Source organism: Allobosea minatitlanensis (assembly GCF_964020775.1).
Genome location: NZ_OZ224509.1, coordinates 4,455,295 through 4,468,892, shown reverse-complemented (window position 1 = coordinate 4,468,892; position 13,598 = coordinate 4,455,295). Strand labels below are relative to the sequence as shown.

The following is a 13,598-nucleotide window of genomic DNA, read 5'->3' as shown; positions in this document are numbered from 1 at the left end:
CGTCCGGCTCAGGAAGCGTGCTTGCGGCGGGTCTCGGCCGCCTTCTTCGCGGAGGCCGACCGCGCGGCGGCGGGGCGCGCGGCGGAGGCCTTCCCGCCCAGCTCGCCGCCGCGTTTCGCCGCGGCGTTGCCGTCGGGCTTGCCGCGGCCGGAACCGGATTTGTTGCCGCCGCCGCTGTCCTTGTTCACCGTCGCCCAGGCGCGCCGCTCGGCCTCCTCATGCGAGACGCCGCGGTTCTCATAGCCTTCCTCGATATGCTCGGCCTTGCGCTTCTGCTTGTCGGTATAGGCGGATTTGTCGCCGCGTGGCATGGCATCGCTCCCTGCTGAAACCCCAGCCGCAGCTCCTGGAGGCTCAACGTGTCGGGGCGGGCACGGTTCCACGCCGCGCGGCCATGCCTTCGGGGGCGCCGCTTGACAGGAGAAAGACGGCGCCCGGTCTTTCGCTCATGGGGCTCATTCGCCGCTTCGGCTTGTGCATCGCCTCCGACGCGTTATCTCTCGGGCCGGGGCGCGGCCGCGCCCTCCCGCCCGTCCCCGCGCCGTCCCGATCCGTCACGGCGCGCAACCCAGAGAGCGCATGCCCTTCGGCCCGCACGAGCCAGGAACGCACCTGCCGGGAACGCCGCTGCGCCGGCGCAGCCGCTGGTGGTGGCTCGGCCCGCTGGCGAGCATCCTGATCTTCGCCGCCTCGCTGGCGGTGCTCTGGCACATCATCAGCCAGATGAATCCCGGCGATCTCGCCGCGGCCTTCTCCAATGCCAGCCTGCGCCAGCTCGGGCTGGCGGCCGGCTTCACCGCGCTGAGCTATCTGCTGCTCACCGGCTATGACGCGCTGGCGCTGCGCCGGCTCGGGCTCTCGATCCCCTACCGCACCACGGCGCTCGCCTCCTTCACCAGCTATTCGGTTTCCTTCACGCTCGGCTTTCCGATCGTCACCGGCGGCACGGTGCGCTACTGGATCTATTCGCCCAAGGGGGTGCGCGCCTCGGAGGTCGCCAGCCTGACCGTGATCGCGGGGCTGACCTTCTGGCTCGGGCTCGGCGCCATCCTCTGCGCCAGCCTGTTCTACTCGGCCGAATCGGTGGCGATGCTGGCGCGGACCTCGCCCGTCGTCGTCCAGCTCGTCGGCGGGGCGGTCTCGCTCGCCATCCTCGGCTATCTCGTCTGGGTCGCGACCGACGAGCGAACGCTGCGCGTCAAGGGCTGGAACCTGCACCTGCCCGGCCTCGGCACGACGCTCGGCCAGATGACGCTCGGCGCCTGCGAGGTCTGCGCCGCCGCCGCCGTGCTCTTCGTGCTGCTGCCGGGCGGCTACGGCCTCGACTACCCGACCTTCCTCGCCGCCTATATCTTCGGCTGCCTGATCGGCATCGCCAGCCACTCGCCGGGGGGGCTCGGGGTCTTCGAGGCGACGATGCTGGTCGCGCTCAACCGGCTGCCCTTCGAATATGTGCTGGGCGCGCTGCTGCTCTTCCGGGTGATCTACTACCTGCTGCCCTTCATCCTCGCGCTCGTGCTGCTGGCGCTGAACGAGTTCATCCGCCGCATCCGGCGGCGCGAGCGCTGAACGGAACCCGCCTCCCCGTCATCGTGCTCGCAATGACGGGGATGGACAGGGAGGTCGCCGCTATCGGATCTTCGCGCGTTGATCGTGCCGGGCGATGCGGGCGAGCAGGTAGTCCACCTCTCCCCTCGCCGCGGCGGAGAGCGCCGGACCGGGCTTGCGCTGGGCGTCATGGGCGAGGATGCCGCGCTTCATCAGCGTGTATTTGCGCACCGCCAGGCCGACGCCCTGCTGCTGCTCGTAGCGCATCAGCGGCAGATGGAGGTCGAAAATGTCGTGCGCCGCGTCGCGCTGCCCGGCCTTCTGCAGCCGGACCACGTCGATCAGCAGCTCCGGGAAGGCGTAGCCGGTATTGGCGCCGTCGGCGCCGCGCTCCATCTCGAAATCGAGGAAGAGCCCGCCATTGCCGGTCAGGATCGAGAGCGGCCTGAGCGAGCCTTCCTTCTGGAACTTGCGCAGGGTGGAGATCTTCTCCAGCCCCGGCCAGTCCTCGTGCTTCAGCATCACGCAGGAGGGGTTGTCCATGACGATCCTGCGGATCACCGCCGGCGTCATCACCACCGAGAGCGTCAGCGGATAGTCCTGGATGACGAAGGGGATGTCGGCGCCGATCGCCTCGACGGCCTGGGCGTAGTAGCCGGTGATCTGGTCGTCGGTGCGCAGGGAGGGGGGCGGGGCGATCATCACGCCGCCGGCGCCGAGATCCATCACCTGCCGCGCCAGCGAGCGCATCGCGGCGAAGCCCGGGGCCGAGACGCCGACGATGATCGGCTTTCCGCCCATCTTCGCCACGGCGCGCCTGACCAGCGCGATCGATTCCTCCGGCTCCAGCTTGGGCGCCTCGCCCATGATGCCGAGCACGGTGACGCCGTCGGCGCCGATGCCGTGGTAGAATTCGAACAGCCGGTCGGCCGAGGCCCAGTCGATGCCGCCATCCGGGTCGAACGGCGTCGGCGCGATCGGGAAGACGCCGGAGGCGTCGGAGGTCAGGGGCATGATGCGGTCCTTGTCCTGTCCGGCGCTCAGACGATGCGGGTGCGGACGGTGCCGACGCCGGCGATCTCGCCTTCGAGCACGTCGCCCCTGTTCACCGCGGCGACGCCTTCCGGCGTGCCGGTGAAGATCAGGTCGCCGGGCTTCAGCTCGACGAGGCCGGAGAGATAGGAGATCGTCTCCTCGACGTTCCAGATCTGCTTGGCGAGGTCGGAGCTCTGGCGCACCGTGCCGTTGACGGTGAGTTCGATCTTGCCGGCGCTGGGATGGCCGGCCTGGCTCGCCGGCACGATCTCGCCGACCGGCCCGGAGAGGTCGAAGCCCTTGGACATGTCCCAGGGGCGCCCGGCCTTCTTGGCCGCGTTCTGCAGGTCGCGCCGCGTCATGTCGAGGCCGGCCGCATAGCCGTAGACATGGGCGAGCGCCTCGGATTCGGGGATGTCCTTGCCGCCGGTGCCGATCGCCACGACCAGCTCCATCTCGTGGTGCAGTTCCTGGGTCTTGGGCGGATAGGGCATGTCGGCGCCGTTGATCAGCAGCGCGTCCGCCGGCTTGGTGAAGAAGAACGGCTCCTCGCGGTCGGGATCGCCGCCCATCTCGCGGGTGTGCTCGGCATAGTTGCGCCCGACGCAGAAGACCCGGCGGACCGGGAAGGAGCCGCCGCCGGCAACCGGTACGGCGGCGATGGCCGGCGGGTCGATCACATAGTTGCTCATGGCTGTTCTCCCGGTCGATGGTCCGGTGACGTTCATGCGGGAGCGGGGGCGCCGCCGCAAGGGTCCCCGCTCCGGGAGCGGGGCTGCGCCCGCGGCATTGCGCCCGCGGCGCCTTCGCATTCGCGGAAAGGTTTTGTGCGCTGCGTCGTTGCAACCGCGGCGAAATGCCACCTACAGTACCGCGCCGGATGGGTTCCGGCGCCTGAGACTGGAAGGGGAGCGCAAGTGAGTACGGGAACCGTCAAGTGGTTCAACGAGACGAAGGGCTACGGCTTCATCACGCCCGATCAGGGCGGTAACGACGTATTCGTCCACATCAGCGCCGTCGAGCGCTCCGGGCTGCGCAGCCTGAGCGAAGGGCAGAAGATCAGCTACGATCTCGAGCCGGACCGGAAGACCGGCAAGAACGCGGCGGTCAATCTCAAGGTCGCCTGAGGTATCGGGCCGGAAGGCGGCATTCGCCTTTCGGATGATCCCGATGCCCTGACGCGCAGACCGATCGCCCCGCCCTCCTCCCGGAGGGGGCGGACGATCCGGCGGCCCGCGACCGCGGGAAGGCGGGCGGCGCCCTTCCCGAGCCAAGACGAATCGCGATCGCCTGGTTCCGATCGCATGCGGATTCGAAGGCCTGTCCGTCGCCGGAGGCGGCGGAACCAAGGGTGCGGTCAGGAGCGCCCCGGCGCCGGATGGAAGAGCCGGCCCTTCTCGACGATCAGCACGACGACCAGCGCCATCAGCCCGCAGAGCGCGAAGCCGAGCGTGATCGGCACGACCGTGCCGTCGAAATGCTGGCCGATATAGAAGCCGAGCAGCGCGCCGACCACGGTGGTGACGAAGCCCTGGACCGAGGAGGCGGTGCCGGCGACATGGCCGAGCGGGTCCATGGCGAGCGCGCCGAAATTCGGGCCGATCAGCCCGAAGCAGAACATCGCGCCGCCCTGGAAGAGGGCGAAGAGCAGCAGGGTCTCGTGGCCGGACAGCGCGATCAGCGCATGGATGCCGGTGAAGAGGATGTAGCCGACCAGCGCGCCATGCGAGACGCGGCGCATGCCCAGCCGGCCGACGATGTGCGAATTCAGTAGCGAGGCCGCCGCCATGAACATCGCGATCCCGGCGAAGACGATCGTGAAGAGATGCGGCACGGCGAAGACGTCGACGAAGACCTGCTGCGCCGAGTTGATGAAGCCGAACAGCCCGCCGAGCACGAAGGCCATGGCCAGCATGTAGCCGACGCCGATGCGGCTCGTCAGCGTCGCCCGGAAGGCGGCGGAGACATTGGCGACGTCGATCGGCTTGCGGTCCTCCGGGTGCTGCGTCTCGGGCAGCTTCGCCACGACCCACAGCATCACCAGCGCGCCGAAGGCGGTCAGCACGCCGAAGATCCAGCGCCACGGCGCCACCAGCAGGATCGCCTGCCCGATCGAGGGGGCGAGGATCGGCACCGCGAGGAAGACGATCATCGCCAGCGACATCACCCGCGCCATGTCGCGGCCGGAATAGCAGTCGCGCACGATCGAGATGACGAGGACGCGGGTCGCCGCGGCGCCGATGCCCTGGATCACGCGCGCGGCCATCATCGTCTCGAAGGAACCCGAGAGCGCGGCCGCGATGCTCGCCAGCACATAGACGGCGAGGCCGAACAGCAGCACCGGCCGGCGCCCGTAGCGGTCGGAGATCGTGCCGTAGAAGATCTGCGAGACGCCGAAGCCCAGCAGATAGGCGGTGATGATCCATTGCCGCTGGTTGGCGGCGGCGATGCCGAGCGCCTGCGCCATCTCGGGCAGGGCCGGCAGCATCGAATCGATCGCGAGCGCGTTCGTCGCCATCAGCGCGGCGGTGAGTCCCACGAAGGGATAGAAGCCCATGCCGTGGCGCGGCCGGGCGACGGCGGTCATCTCGTTCATCGCGAATCTGTCAAATGGGGCACGCGGACGGGCGCGGCGGGCAGGAGGGCCAGCGTGCGACGCACCGTTTAGAACGGCTGGCGCGAAGGGGCAACCCGCGATGCCGGCCGCGCGCCATGCATGGGGCGCGTGCCGCCCTCAGCCCGCCTTCTGCATCTGCGCCATCAGCGCATCGTCGATTTCCCGGGCGCGCCGCGCCGCCGGCCGGGCCGCGAGCCGCCCGCCATAGGCCTCGAAGGCGGGGCGCTTCTCGATGGTGCCGAACTGCAGGCCCCAGAGGATCTGCGAGCCGACATAGACATCGGCCGCGCTGAAGCGGTCGCCGGCGAGGTACTCGCCCTGCGAGACCGCCTGCTCCAGCGTGTCGATCGTGTCGGCATAGCTGCCATAGCCGAGGGAGCGGGCTGCCTCGGGCGGCGCCGCGAGGCCGAACGCCTTGCTGGATACGGCCGCCTCGACCGGCCCGGCGGCGAAGAACAGCCAGCGATAATAGGGGCCGCGCCGCCTGTCGCCCGGCGCCGGCGCGAGCCCGGCCTGCGGGAAGGCGTCGGCGAGATAGGCGCAGATCGCGGCGCATTCGGTGACGACCGTCCCGCCATGCACCAGCGCCGGCACCTTGCCCATCGGGTTGATCGCCCTGTAGGCGGCCCCCTTCATCGGCTCTCCGTAGCCGACGATCTCGGCGCGGTAGGGCTGGCCGAGCTCCTCCATCATCCAGCGGGCGATGCGGCCGCGCGACATCGGGTGGGTATAGAGCACGAGTTCGTCGGACATCGGCTTTCCTTCGCGGTTCCGTCGCGGCTTTCCTATCCTGCGGCATCGGCACGCTTTTGTCAGGAGCGTCGCGCCTGACGCATCCGGGGCGAGCTGCTATCCTGCGGGCCCGAGCAGGATGAGGTGCATGGACGAATCACAGCCGCCAGCCAGCATGTCCGTCAGCGGCGGGCGCATGACGATCGACGGGTCGCCGCAGCGCTACCTGCAGGACACGGCCCGCCGCTTCCGGCTCGAAGCCTCGGCGCCGCGCTTCGTCGGCGGCTATGCCGGCCGCGACGGGCGGATCGAGGACAGCCGGCGCATCGAGGCGCAGGCGCGGATCGTCGCGGGCAGCTTGCGCCGGGCCGGGCTGGAGGGCTCCGTCCGGCAGCTTTCCCTGACGCTGCGGCCGCTTCCGGCCGCCGGCGAATCGGTGCGGCTGCTGCTGCTGCTCGGCTATCGCGAAGAGGATGGCCACGAGGAGAGCGGCATGGCCGAGCCCTTCGCCGAGGCCTATCTCGCGCCCGCCGTCTTCGAGGCCCTGAAGGCCGACATGCTAGCGGGGCTGGCCGAGGCGCTGTCGCTGGAGGCGACGACCAGCCTCTGGATCCGCGAGGAGGATCGCGGCCGCCCGGGCGCGGAGCCGGTCGACTGGTATCTCGGGCCGGCCGAGGACGGCCGGGGCAGCGCGCCCGCCCGCGGCTTCGTCGAAAGCATCGAATGGCGTCCGCCAGCCGTCCGGGCGGCGGAACCCGCGCGGGCGCAGCCGGAGCATGCGGCCGCTCCGGCAGAGGCGGAGGAGCATGGCGAGGACGGCGCCGCCGACCAGCTCCGCCGGATCAACTGGAGCCTGAAGCAGCTCCTGCTGCTCATCGCTTTCCTGCTGATCATCGTCGCCGTGAAATAGCGGCCGCTTAGCCGATGCCCGGAGCGCTCCGGGCATCGGCGGCGATGCGGTCAGTGACCCTGATGCGCGTCGGCGCCGCCCTTGGCGGCGATCGAGTCGACCTTGAACTCGACATCGACGCTGCCGGCCTTCTCGAAGGTCAGCGTGCCCTTCACGGTCTCGCCCTGCTTCAGCGGCTGCTTCAGCTCCATGAACATGATGTGGTAGCCGCCGGGCTTGAACTCGACCTTGCCGCCGGCCGGCACCTCGACGCCGTTCTCGAGCGGGCGCATCGTCATGATGCCGTCCTTGGTCGCCATTTCGTGGATCTCCGAGCGGGCGGCGAAGGGCGCGGCCACCGAGACGAGCCGGTCCGGGGCCGTTCCGGTGTTCTCGATGGTGAGATAGCCGCCGCCGACCTTGGCCCCGGCCGGGGTGGCGCGCGACCAGGGATGGCCGATCTTGAGCGGCCCCGCCTTGAAGTCCTGGGCGGCGGCGAGCGAGGCCGACAGCGCGAGCGCGGCGGCGAGCGAGAGCGAAAGCTTCATGGCGATGATCCTGTGGAACGCCTGACGGCGCGGCGACGCTCGCGGCGGCATTCAGGCATGGAATGTCAAAGCGGGATGGGCGCGGCTCAGGCGGCCGGCGGCGCGCGCGAGGGCGGCAGGCCGGTGGCGAAGAGGCGGGGCCTGTCCTCGCGCAGCCGCGGCGAGGGCGCGACAGGGCGCTCCGTCCGCGCGAGAGCGAGCGAGGCGAGGGCGGGCGGGCCGGCGAGAACGGGGTTGTGCGGGCAGCCCTTGCAATGGGCGAGGTCGCCGAAGGGCTGGGCCGGAGCGCCCGGGCCGCCCTCGTCGGGAAGAGGGACGCCGGAGCAGAGCAGGAGCCCGCCCGGCGCGGCCAAGGCCGCCGCCGGCGCCGGGGCGAGAGCGAGCGCCAGCACGCCCAGCGCATAGGCCATGGCGAACCACGCCCCGAGGACGGAGCGGCGCAGCCATGGGAGAAGGCGGGCGCGAACCGGCATGGCTCCTCCATGGCGTTCGTGCCGGCCCGCGGTCAAGTCAGCGCGATGCCGCAGCCGGAGCGGGCGGGGCTGTGCGGAGAAAATTATTCTCCGCAGGGTCGTTTCTTTAAAAGAACGATCCGGTTGACAGACAGGACGATCCGGGTAGATTGGGCCTGCTTCCGCTTCGCCGGGAGCCGCGGAGATTTGAGCGAGCAGCTTGCGCCGCGTCACCAAACGCTAAAGCGCCACGACTGGGTCGTGGGCTCCATTATCGAGGAGACTGACATGGCCGCCGCGATCATCTTTCGGAACCAGCCGCGCTTCCGTTCCCCGCTCTGCCGCTGTCGACGCTGAGACCGCCGGGTTTCCCGGACCTTTCGTTTCACCGTCATTCCAGGCGCCGCGACGCGGCACGGAGAGCAGAACCATGTCCCTTTCAGTTCTTTCGGACGGCCGGCACGGCCCGGCCCGGCAGGCCTATGTCATCGAGGTCGGCGAGACGCAGGCCGGACTCGTCAACCGCCGCCCCGACGAGCGCTTCTTCACCTTCATCGCGGCGAGCGCCGCCTTCCGCGCCCTGGACGGCCAGCGCTTCGCCACGCCCGGCGCGGCCGAGCAGGCCGCCCGCCTGCTGGCGCGGCCCCGGCGGGACGCGCAGCCCCTCCGTCTGGCCTCCTAGGTCGCGATGCGGATCCTCTTCACCCTGTGGCGGGCGCTCAAGGTCCGGCTGCTGCCTCCCGCCCCGGGAGCGGAGCCGGGGCGCGACGAGGACCGGCGCCGGTCGGTCCGCGACGTGACCTGCGAGCAGATCGGCATCACCCACTGGTCCTGCCATTCGCTTTTCTGAGGACATGATGAACGCCCCCGTCAGACCCGGCGCGCTGAATCTCGGCGCGCAGCCGGTTCCCGCTCCCGATCCGATCATCCGCTTCGAGCAGGTCGGCAAGACCTATCCCGGCCGCGCCGGGCAGCAGGCGGTACCGGCCCTCTCCGGCATCGACCTCGCCGTGCCCGCCGGCGCCATCGTCGGCGTCATCGGCCGCTCGGGCGCCGGCAAGTCGACGCTGATCCGCCTCGTCAACGGGCTGGAGCGGGCCACCGCCGGCCGCATCCTGATCGAGGGCGAGGACGTGACGGCGCTGAACGAGGCCGGCTGGCGCCGCCGGCGGCGCGAGATCGGCATGATCTTCCAGCATTTCAACCTGCTCTCCTCGCGCACGGTGTTCGACAATGTCGCCCTGCCGCTGGAGATCGCCGGAACGCCGAAGGCGGCGATCGCCGCCAAGGTCGAGAAGCTCCTGGCGCTGGTCGGGCTCGCCGACAAGCGCGAGCGCTATCCGGCCGAGCTCTCCGGCGGCCAGAAGCAGCGCGTCGGCATCGCCCGCGCGCTTGCGACCGACCCGAAGCTGCTGCTCTGCGACGAGGCGACCTCGGCGCTCGATCCCGAGACGACGCAGTCGATCCTGGCGCTGCTGCGCCAGGTCAATCGCGATCTCGGCATCACCATCCTGCTGATCACCCACGAGATCCCGGTGATCAAGGAGATCTGCGACCGTGTCGCGGTGATCGAGGGCGGGCGGATCGTCGAGGAGGGCGAGACCTTCGCCGTCTTCACCGACCCGCGGCATCCGACCACGGCGCGCTTCGTCGAGGCGGTGACTGGCGTCGAGCTGCCCGCCCATCTCAAGGACCGCATCCGGGCGGAAGCGCGCCCCGGCGACGAGCTCGTGCTGCGCGTCACCTTCACCGGCGCGAACGCCACCGCTCCGGTGATCAGCCGGCTGAGCGCGGTGGTCGGCGTCGACGTCAACATCCTGGCCGGGCGCATCGACGCCATCGCCGGCCAGCCCTTCGGCAGCCTGCTGGTCTCGGTTCCGGCGCGCGCGCCGGAAAGCGAGGCCGTGCTCGGCGCGCTGAGGAATCTCGGTCTCAAGGCGGAGGTGGTCGGCCATGTCTCCTGAAATCCTCAAGCTGATCTGGCAGGCGACGCTCGACACGCTGAGCATGGTCGCCGCCGCGGCGGGGATCGGCACGCTGCTCGGCCTGCCGCTCGGCGTCTTCCTCGCCACCAGCAAGCGCGGCGAATTGTTCGCGGCGCCGGCGCTCAACGCCGTGCTGGGCGTGCTGGTCAACGCCACGCGCTCGACGCCCTTCATCATCCTCGTCGTTGCGATCATCCCCTTCACGCGGCTGATCGCCGGCACCTCGATCGGCACCGCGGCCGCGATCGTGCCGCTGACGGTCGCCTGCATCCCCTTCATCGCCCGGCTGATCGAGGGCGCCGTCCGCGAGGTCGACCAGGGGCTGGTCGAGGCCGCCCGCGCCATGGGGGCGACGCCCGTCCAGATCGTGCGCAAGGTGCTGGTGCCGGAGGCGCTGCCGGCGATCGTGCTGGGCCTCACCCTGGCCGTGGTCAGCCTGATCGGCTTCTCGGCCATGGTCGGGGCGGTCGGCGGCGGCGGGCTCGGCGATCTCGGCATCCGCTACGGCTACCAGCGCTTCATGCCCGACGTGATGGCGACCGTCGTCGCCGTCCTGATCGTCCTCGTCCAGCTCGTGCAGAGCTTCGGCGACCGTCTCGCCCGGCGCCTCAACAAGCGCCTACGCCACGCCTGATCGCAGCCATTCCCGTTTCCCTACCCAGAGGATCATCGACCATGACGACCCCCTTCACCCGCCGCGCCGCGCTCGCCGCCGGCTTCGCCCTCGCGCTCGGCGCGGCAGCTCCCGCTGTCGCCCAGCAGGGCCAGCTCATCCGCATCGGCGTCTCGCCCGGCCCGCATGCCGAGATCCTCGAGAAGGTGAAGCCGCTGCTCGCCAAGCAGGGCGTCGACCTCAAGATCATCGAGTTCTCCGACTATGTCGTGCCGAATCAGGCGCTCGACGCCGGCGAGCTGGAGGCCAATTCCTTCCAGAACCAGCCCTATCTCGACAACCAGGTGAAGGATCGCGGCTTCAAGATCGAGAGCGTCGGCCTGACCGTGAACTTCCCGCTCGGCATCTATTCGTCGAAATACAAGAGCTGGGCCGAGGTGCCGGACGGCGCCACCGTCGCCATCCAGAACGACCCGACCAATGGCGGCCGCTCGCTCCTGCTGCTGCAGGACAAGGGCGTGATCAAGCTGAAGGACGGCGTCGGATTCAAGCCGACCGTGGCCGACATCACCGCCAATCCGAAGAAGCTCAAGATCATCGAGATCGAGGCCGCCCAGACGCCGCGCTCGCTCGCCGACGTCGCCGCCGCCGCGATCAACACCAACTATGCCGTCGACGCCAAGATCGACCCCTCCTCCGCCATCCTGCGCGAGGACGCGAAGGGCCCCTATGTCAACCTGATCGCGGTCCGCAGCGCCGACAAGGACAAGCCCTGGGTCAAGACCCTGCTCGAGGCCTATCATTCTCCGGAGATCAAGGCCTTCGTCGCCGAGCGCTTCAAGGGCGCGGTCCTCGCGAGCTGGTGACCCTCTCCTCCCACCTGGCTTCCGATCATCGGCCAGGCACCTGCCCGGATGCGCGAGCATCCGGGCTTTTTGCTTTCGGGCCGGTCGAGCCCGCTCAGTCCGCGACCGGGCCGAAGGCGAAGAACTGGGTCTCGCCGGAGGAATCGTCGACGCCGTCATTGTCGGTGACGACGAAGAGATGGCCGGCCGGCTGCTTGACGTTGTCGCCGGAGGTGACGACCGCGACGAAGGCCTTGTCGCCGAGGATGGCGACCGAGGTGGACTCGCCTTCGAGCTGCACGAAGCCGGCGGGCCTGGGCGTCTCGGGGGTCGTGATGTCGATGAGGCCCAGCGCCTTCTGCCCGGCGTCGGTATAGGCCAGCAGCTTGCCGTCCTCGCTGGCGGCGATGATCTCGGAGACGGTCTTCCTGCTGCGGTCGCGCCCCTGGGGAAGAATGTCCGGCACCGAGAAGGTCGCGACGCGGTTGCACAGCGGCTCCGCGCCGGCCGTGCCCGCGAGGAGCAACGAAGCGAGAGCCGCGAGGGCGAGAGGCTGGCGCATGGGTCGGATCCGCTGGCTGACGAGGGAACCCGTCGGCTAGTGAGCCCATGCGTCAGCCGCGTGACGGTCTCAGGCCGGCTGGGCGGCGGCGCCTTCGGCGGAACGCTTCAGTCCGACGATCTCGAGCTCCGTCACCGCCGCGACGGCGAGGGCCTGCCCGAGCACGAAGGCGATGCCGAGAGAGGACGGCGCGAACCAGCCGGCGAGCAGGATCGCGACGCTGTCGGCGATCCAGAGCAGGTTGACGGCGACGACGAGATGCACCGCCCGGCGCGGCAGCGTCTCGCGGCTGGCGAACCAGGCCAGCAGGGCGGCGCAGGGCAGCAGGACGAGGCCCGCGCCGCGCAGGAAGCCGGCCGGGAAGCCGAGCGGCTCCGCCAGCGCGCCGGCGGCGCCGGCGAGCAGCAGGCCCGTCCCGGCGCAGGCGGCGGCATCGAGGGAAAGCGCGTTGCGCAGGAAGCGCGAGGAACAGATCGTCGACATGGCAGTCTCCTTTTCATCGGGCCGGAAAGGCCGTTGCGATGACGGGATGCTGGCGCCTTCCCGGCGGCGGGTCGATTAAGCGGGAGGTAATTGGAACCGGCCGCTTTCGCGGCTAGCGTGCGGGCATGACGACACATCCGGTTCCGCCCGTCGGCGCGCTGATCCGCGACTGGCGGCAGCTCCGCCGCTTCAGCCAGCTCGACCTCGCCCTGGAGGCCGAGATCTCGCAGAAGCATCTCAGCTTCATCGAAAGCGGCCGCTCGCGGCCGAGCCGCGAGATGGTGCTGCTCCTCGCCGAGCACCTGTCCGTGCCGCTGCGCGAGCGCAACGCCCTCCTGCTCGCCGCGGGCTATGCCCCGGTCTATCGCGAGCATTCGCTGGAGGACCCGTCCTTGCAGCCGGCGCGGCAGGCGATCGACCTGATCCTGAAGGGCCACGAGCCCTATCCGGCGCTCGCGGTCGACCGGCACTGGAACCTGCTGGCCGCGAACGGCGCCGTGACGAATTTGCTCGGCCTCGTCGCGGAGGCCGAATTGCTGAGGCCGCCGGTCAATGTCCTGCGGCTCTCGCTGCATCCGGGCGGGCTCGCCCCCGCCATCGCCAATCTTCCGGAATGGAAGGAGCACCTGCTCGCCAGGCTGCGCCAGCAGGTCCGGGCGACGGCGGACATGAAGCTCGGCGCCCTCCTGAGCGAGCTTGCAGCCTATCCCGACCCGAAGGGGGAGGCGGGCGCGCGCCATGAGGCGGCGGCGGAACCCGCCATCGTCGTGCCGCTCCGGCTCCGGCTCGGCGATGCGACGCTGTCTCTGATCTCCACCACCACGGTGTTCGGCACGCCGGTCGACGTGACTCTGTCGGAGCTGGCGCTGGAAACCTTCTTCCCGGCCGACCCGGCGACGGCGGAGAGGCTGCGCATGCTGGCCGCGGCCGGTGCTGGACGCGCCTGAGCGCGGCGGAACCTTTCGCGTTCGCGCCGGTTGCCTCCCCGAAGCCGCGACGGCGGCGTCGGAACCGAAAGGAGCAGCGCGATGGGCAGCACGACCGACAAGATCAAGGGCATGGCCAACGAGGCCGCCGGCAACGTCAAGCAGGCCGCCGGCAAGGCGTTCAACAAGCCGGAATGGGAAGCCGAGGGCAAGGCCCAGGAGCTCAAGGGCGAGGCCCAGCAGGCGCTCGGCAAGGGCAAGGACGCCGTCAAGAAGGTCGTCGACAAGGCCTGAGGGACGCTCCCCTCGACAGACGGGAAGGGCCGCCTCGCCGGCGGCCCTTCGACACGTCGATCCCTTGCA

General features: G+C 70.2%; 20 protein-coding genes. 11 read left to right on the top strand and 9 right to left on the bottom strand.

Translation table 11 applies throughout. The features are described 5' to 3' along the window. Positions 1 to 8: 8 nt before the first annotated feature. Complete coding sequence (locus ACWH43_RS21910; protein ID WP_158443487.1) at positions 9 to 311, bottom strand: plasmid stabilization protein; 303 nt, start codon at positions 309 to 311, stop codon at positions 9 to 11. Positions 312 to 579: 268 nt separating this feature from the next. Here ACWH43_RS21910 and ACWH43_RS21905 point away from each other — a divergent pair, with 268 nt between their 5' ends. Continuing rightward, positions 580 to 1,569, top strand: a complete 990-nt coding sequence (locus ACWH43_RS21905; protein WP_158448297.1) for a lysylphosphatidylglycerol synthase domain-containing protein — start codon at positions 580 to 582, stop codon at positions 1,567 to 1,569. 60 nt (positions 1,570 to 1,629) lie between these two features. Here ACWH43_RS21905 and ACWH43_RS21900 read toward each other — a convergent pair whose 3' ends face one another. Then, a complete protein-coding gene (locus tag ACWH43_RS21900) occupies positions 1,630 to 2,562 on the bottom strand; it encodes a dihydrodipicolinate synthase family protein (protein ID WP_260349253.1) in 933 nt (310 codons plus the stop codon). Positions 2,563 to 2,588: 26 nt separating this feature from the next. After that, on the bottom strand, positions 2,589 to 3,275 hold the full coding sequence (locus ACWH43_RS21895; RefSeq protein WP_158446714.1) for a fumarylacetoacetate hydrolase family protein: 687 nt from the start codon (positions 3,273 to 3,275) through the stop codon (positions 2,589 to 2,591). 225 nt (positions 3,276 to 3,500) lie between these two features. On the opposite strand from ACWH43_RS21895, the gene ACWH43_RS21890 reads away from it, so the two are divergent. Continuing rightward, positions 3,501 to 3,710 carry a cold-shock protein gene (locus tag ACWH43_RS21890; protein WP_158446713.1) on the top strand — a complete coding sequence of 70 codons (210 nt, stop codon included), beginning with the start codon at positions 3,501 to 3,503 and terminating at the stop codon, positions 3,708 to 3,710. Positions 3,711 to 3,940: 230 nt separating this feature from the next. Here the strand turns inward: ACWH43_RS21890 and ACWH43_RS21885 are convergent, their stop codons facing one another. Further along, a complete protein-coding gene (locus ACWH43_RS21885) occupies positions 3,941 to 5,179 on the bottom strand; it encodes a multidrug effflux MFS transporter (RefSeq protein ID WP_260349254.1) in 1,239 nt (412 codons plus the stop codon). Between the two features lie 138 nt (positions 5,180 to 5,317). Next, positions 5,318 to 5,953 carry a glutathione S-transferase family protein gene (locus ACWH43_RS21880; protein ID WP_158446712.1) on the bottom strand — a complete coding sequence of 212 codons (636 nt, stop codon included), beginning with the start codon at positions 5,951 to 5,953 and terminating at the stop codon, positions 5,318 to 5,320. Positions 5,954 to 6,080: 127 nt separating this feature from the next. On the opposite strand from ACWH43_RS21880, the gene ACWH43_RS21875 reads away from it, so the two are divergent. Further along, entirely contained in the window at positions 6,081 to 6,842 is a 762-nt protein-coding gene (locus ACWH43_RS21875; RefSeq protein ID WP_158446711.1) for a hypothetical protein, read from the top strand. A gap of 50 nt (positions 6,843 to 6,892) precedes the next feature. On the opposite strand, the gene ACWH43_RS21870 is transcribed toward ACWH43_RS21875, so the two are convergent. Together ACWH43_RS21870 and ACWH43_RS21865 are read right to left on the bottom strand one after the other, a co-directional pair. Next, entirely contained in the window at positions 6,893 to 7,369 is a 477-nt protein-coding gene (locus tag ACWH43_RS21870) for a copper chaperone PCu(A)C (protein WP_377785429.1), read from the bottom strand. 86 nt (positions 7,370 to 7,455) lie between these two features. After that, positions 7,456 to 7,842 carry a hypothetical protein gene (locus ACWH43_RS21865; RefSeq protein WP_158446709.1) on the bottom strand — a complete coding sequence of 129 codons (387 nt, stop codon included), beginning with the start codon at positions 7,840 to 7,842 and terminating at the stop codon, positions 7,456 to 7,458. A gap of 9 nt (positions 7,843 to 7,851) precedes the next feature. Between ACWH43_RS21865 and ACWH43_RS21860 the strand changes: the two genes are divergently transcribed. The 6 genes from ACWH43_RS21860 to ACWH43_RS21835 all read left to right on the top strand — a co-directional run bounded on the left by ACWH43_RS21860 (position 7,852) and on the right by ACWH43_RS21835 (position 11,285). Continuing rightward, positions 7,852 to 8,178, top strand: a complete 327-nt coding sequence (locus ACWH43_RS21860; protein ID WP_158446708.1) for a hypothetical protein — start codon at positions 7,852 to 7,854, stop codon at positions 8,176 to 8,178. A 73-nt stretch (positions 8,179 to 8,251) separates the two neighbouring features. Then, the gene (locus ACWH43_RS21855) at positions 8,252 to 8,503 is read left to right on the top strand and encodes a hypothetical protein (RefSeq protein WP_158446707.1); all 252 of its coding nucleotides are present in this window, start codon (positions 8,252 to 8,254) and stop codon (positions 8,501 to 8,503) included. A gap of 6 nt (positions 8,504 to 8,509) precedes the next feature. Beyond that, positions 8,510 to 8,671, top strand: a complete 162-nt coding sequence (locus ACWH43_RS21850) for a hypothetical protein (protein ID WP_260349256.1) — start codon at positions 8,510 to 8,512, stop codon at positions 8,669 to 8,671. A gap of 7 nt (positions 8,672 to 8,678) precedes the next feature. After that, complete coding sequence (locus ACWH43_RS21845; protein WP_158446706.1) at positions 8,679 to 9,785, top strand: methionine ABC transporter ATP-binding protein; 1,107 nt, start codon at positions 8,679 to 8,681, stop codon at positions 9,783 to 9,785. Continuing rightward, positions 9,775 to 10,440, top strand: coding sequence for a methionine ABC transporter permease (locus tag ACWH43_RS21840; RefSeq protein ID WP_158446705.1), 666 nt, complete (start codon positions 9,775 to 9,777; stop codon positions 10,438 to 10,440). Before ACWH43_RS21845 ends, ACWH43_RS21840 begins: the two co-directional genes overlap by 11 nt. A 41-nt stretch (positions 10,441 to 10,481) precedes the next feature. After that, positions 10,482 to 11,285, top strand: a complete 804-nt coding sequence (locus tag ACWH43_RS21835) for a MetQ/NlpA family ABC transporter substrate-binding protein (protein WP_158446704.1) — start codon at positions 10,482 to 10,484, stop codon at positions 11,283 to 11,285. 94 nt (positions 11,286 to 11,379) lie between these two features. Here ACWH43_RS21835 and ACWH43_RS21830 read toward each other — a convergent pair whose 3' ends face one another. Both ACWH43_RS21830 and ACWH43_RS21825 read right to left on the bottom strand, forming a co-directional pair. Continuing rightward, positions 11,380 to 11,826: a hypothetical protein gene (locus ACWH43_RS21830; protein WP_158446703.1), complete on the bottom strand. Its 447-nt coding sequence runs from the start codon at positions 11,824 to 11,826 to the stop codon at positions 11,380 to 11,382. Between the two features lie 69 nt (positions 11,827 to 11,895). Then, complete coding sequence (locus ACWH43_RS21825) at positions 11,896 to 12,309, bottom strand: hypothetical protein (RefSeq protein WP_158446702.1); 414 nt, start codon at positions 12,307 to 12,309, stop codon at positions 11,896 to 11,898. Positions 12,310 to 12,434: 125 nt separating this feature from the next. Here ACWH43_RS21825 and ACWH43_RS21820 point away from each other — a divergent pair, with 125 nt between their 5' ends. Further along, positions 12,435 to 13,256 carry a helix-turn-helix domain-containing protein gene (locus tag ACWH43_RS21820; RefSeq protein ID WP_158446701.1) on the top strand — a complete coding sequence of 274 codons (822 nt, stop codon included), beginning with the start codon at positions 12,435 to 12,437 and terminating at the stop codon, positions 13,254 to 13,256. Between the two features lie 81 nt (positions 13,257 to 13,337). Further along, positions 13,338 to 13,529: a CsbD family protein gene (locus tag ACWH43_RS21815; protein ID WP_158446700.1), complete on the top strand. Its 192-nt coding sequence runs from the start codon at positions 13,338 to 13,340 to the stop codon at positions 13,527 to 13,529. Positions 13,530 to 13,598 lie beyond the last annotated feature (69 nt).

Coding starts and splice junctions, on each gene's coding strand:
- ACWH43_RS21820 (WP_158446701.1), top strand. CDS start 12,435: ATGACGACACATCCGGTTCCGCCCGTCGGCGCGCTGATCCGCGACTGG.
- ACWH43_RS21885 (WP_260349254.1), bottom strand. CDS start 5,179: ATGAACGAGATGACCGCCGTCGCCCGGCCGCGCCACGGCATGGGCTTC.
- ACWH43_RS21900 (WP_260349253.1), bottom strand. CDS start 2,562: ATGCCCCTGACCTCCGACGCCTCCGGCGTCTTCCCGATCGCGCCGACG.
- ACWH43_RS21830 (WP_158446703.1), bottom strand. CDS start 11,826: ATGCGCCAGCCTCTCGCCCTCGCGGCTCTCGCTTCGTTGCTCCTCGCG.
- ACWH43_RS21840 (WP_158446705.1), top strand. CDS start 9,775: ATGTCTCCTGAAATCCTCAAGCTGATCTGGCAGGCGACGCTCGACACG.
- ACWH43_RS21815 (WP_158446700.1), top strand. CDS start 13,338: ATGGGCAGCACGACCGACAAGATCAAGGGCATGGCCAACGAGGCCGCC.
- ACWH43_RS21845 (WP_158446706.1), top strand. CDS start 8,679: ATGAACGCCCCCGTCAGACCCGGCGCGCTGAATCTCGGCGCGCAGCCG.
- ACWH43_RS21835 (WP_158446704.1), top strand. CDS start 10,482: ATGACGACCCCCTTCACCCGCCGCGCCGCGCTCGCCGCCGGCTTCGCC.
- ACWH43_RS21825 (WP_158446702.1), bottom strand. CDS start 12,309: ATGTCGACGATCTGTTCCTCGCGCTTCCTGCGCAACGCGCTTTCCCTC.
- ACWH43_RS21895 (WP_158446714.1), bottom strand. CDS start 3,275: ATGAGCAACTATGTGATCGACCCGCCGGCCATCGCCGCCGTACCGGTT.
- ACWH43_RS21865 (WP_158446709.1), bottom strand. CDS start 7,842: ATGCCGGTTCGCGCCCGCCTTCTCCCATGGCTGCGCCGCTCCGTCCTC.
- ACWH43_RS21905 (WP_158448297.1), top strand. CDS start 580: ATGCCCTTCGGCCCGCACGAGCCAGGAACGCACCTGCCGGGAACGCCG.
- ACWH43_RS21910 (WP_158443487.1), bottom strand. CDS start 311: ATGCCACGCGGCGACAAATCCGCCTATACCGACAAGCAGAAGCGCAAG.
- ACWH43_RS21875 (WP_158446711.1), top strand. CDS start 6,081: ATGGACGAATCACAGCCGCCAGCCAGCATGTCCGTCAGCGGCGGGCGC.
- ACWH43_RS21855 (WP_158446707.1), top strand. CDS start 8,252: ATGTCCCTTTCAGTTCTTTCGGACGGCCGGCACGGCCCGGCCCGGCAG.
- ACWH43_RS21860 (WP_158446708.1), top strand. CDS start 7,852: ATGGCGTTCGTGCCGGCCCGCGGTCAAGTCAGCGCGATGCCGCAGCCG.
- ACWH43_RS21880 (WP_158446712.1), bottom strand. CDS start 5,953: ATGTCCGACGAACTCGTGCTCTATACCCACCCGATGTCGCGCGGCCGC.
- ACWH43_RS21850 (WP_260349256.1), top strand. CDS start 8,510: ATGCGGATCCTCTTCACCCTGTGGCGGGCGCTCAAGGTCCGGCTGCTG.
- ACWH43_RS21870 (WP_377785429.1), bottom strand. CDS start 7,369: ATGAAGCTTTCGCTCTCGCTCGCCGCCGCGCTCGCGCTGTCGGCCTCG.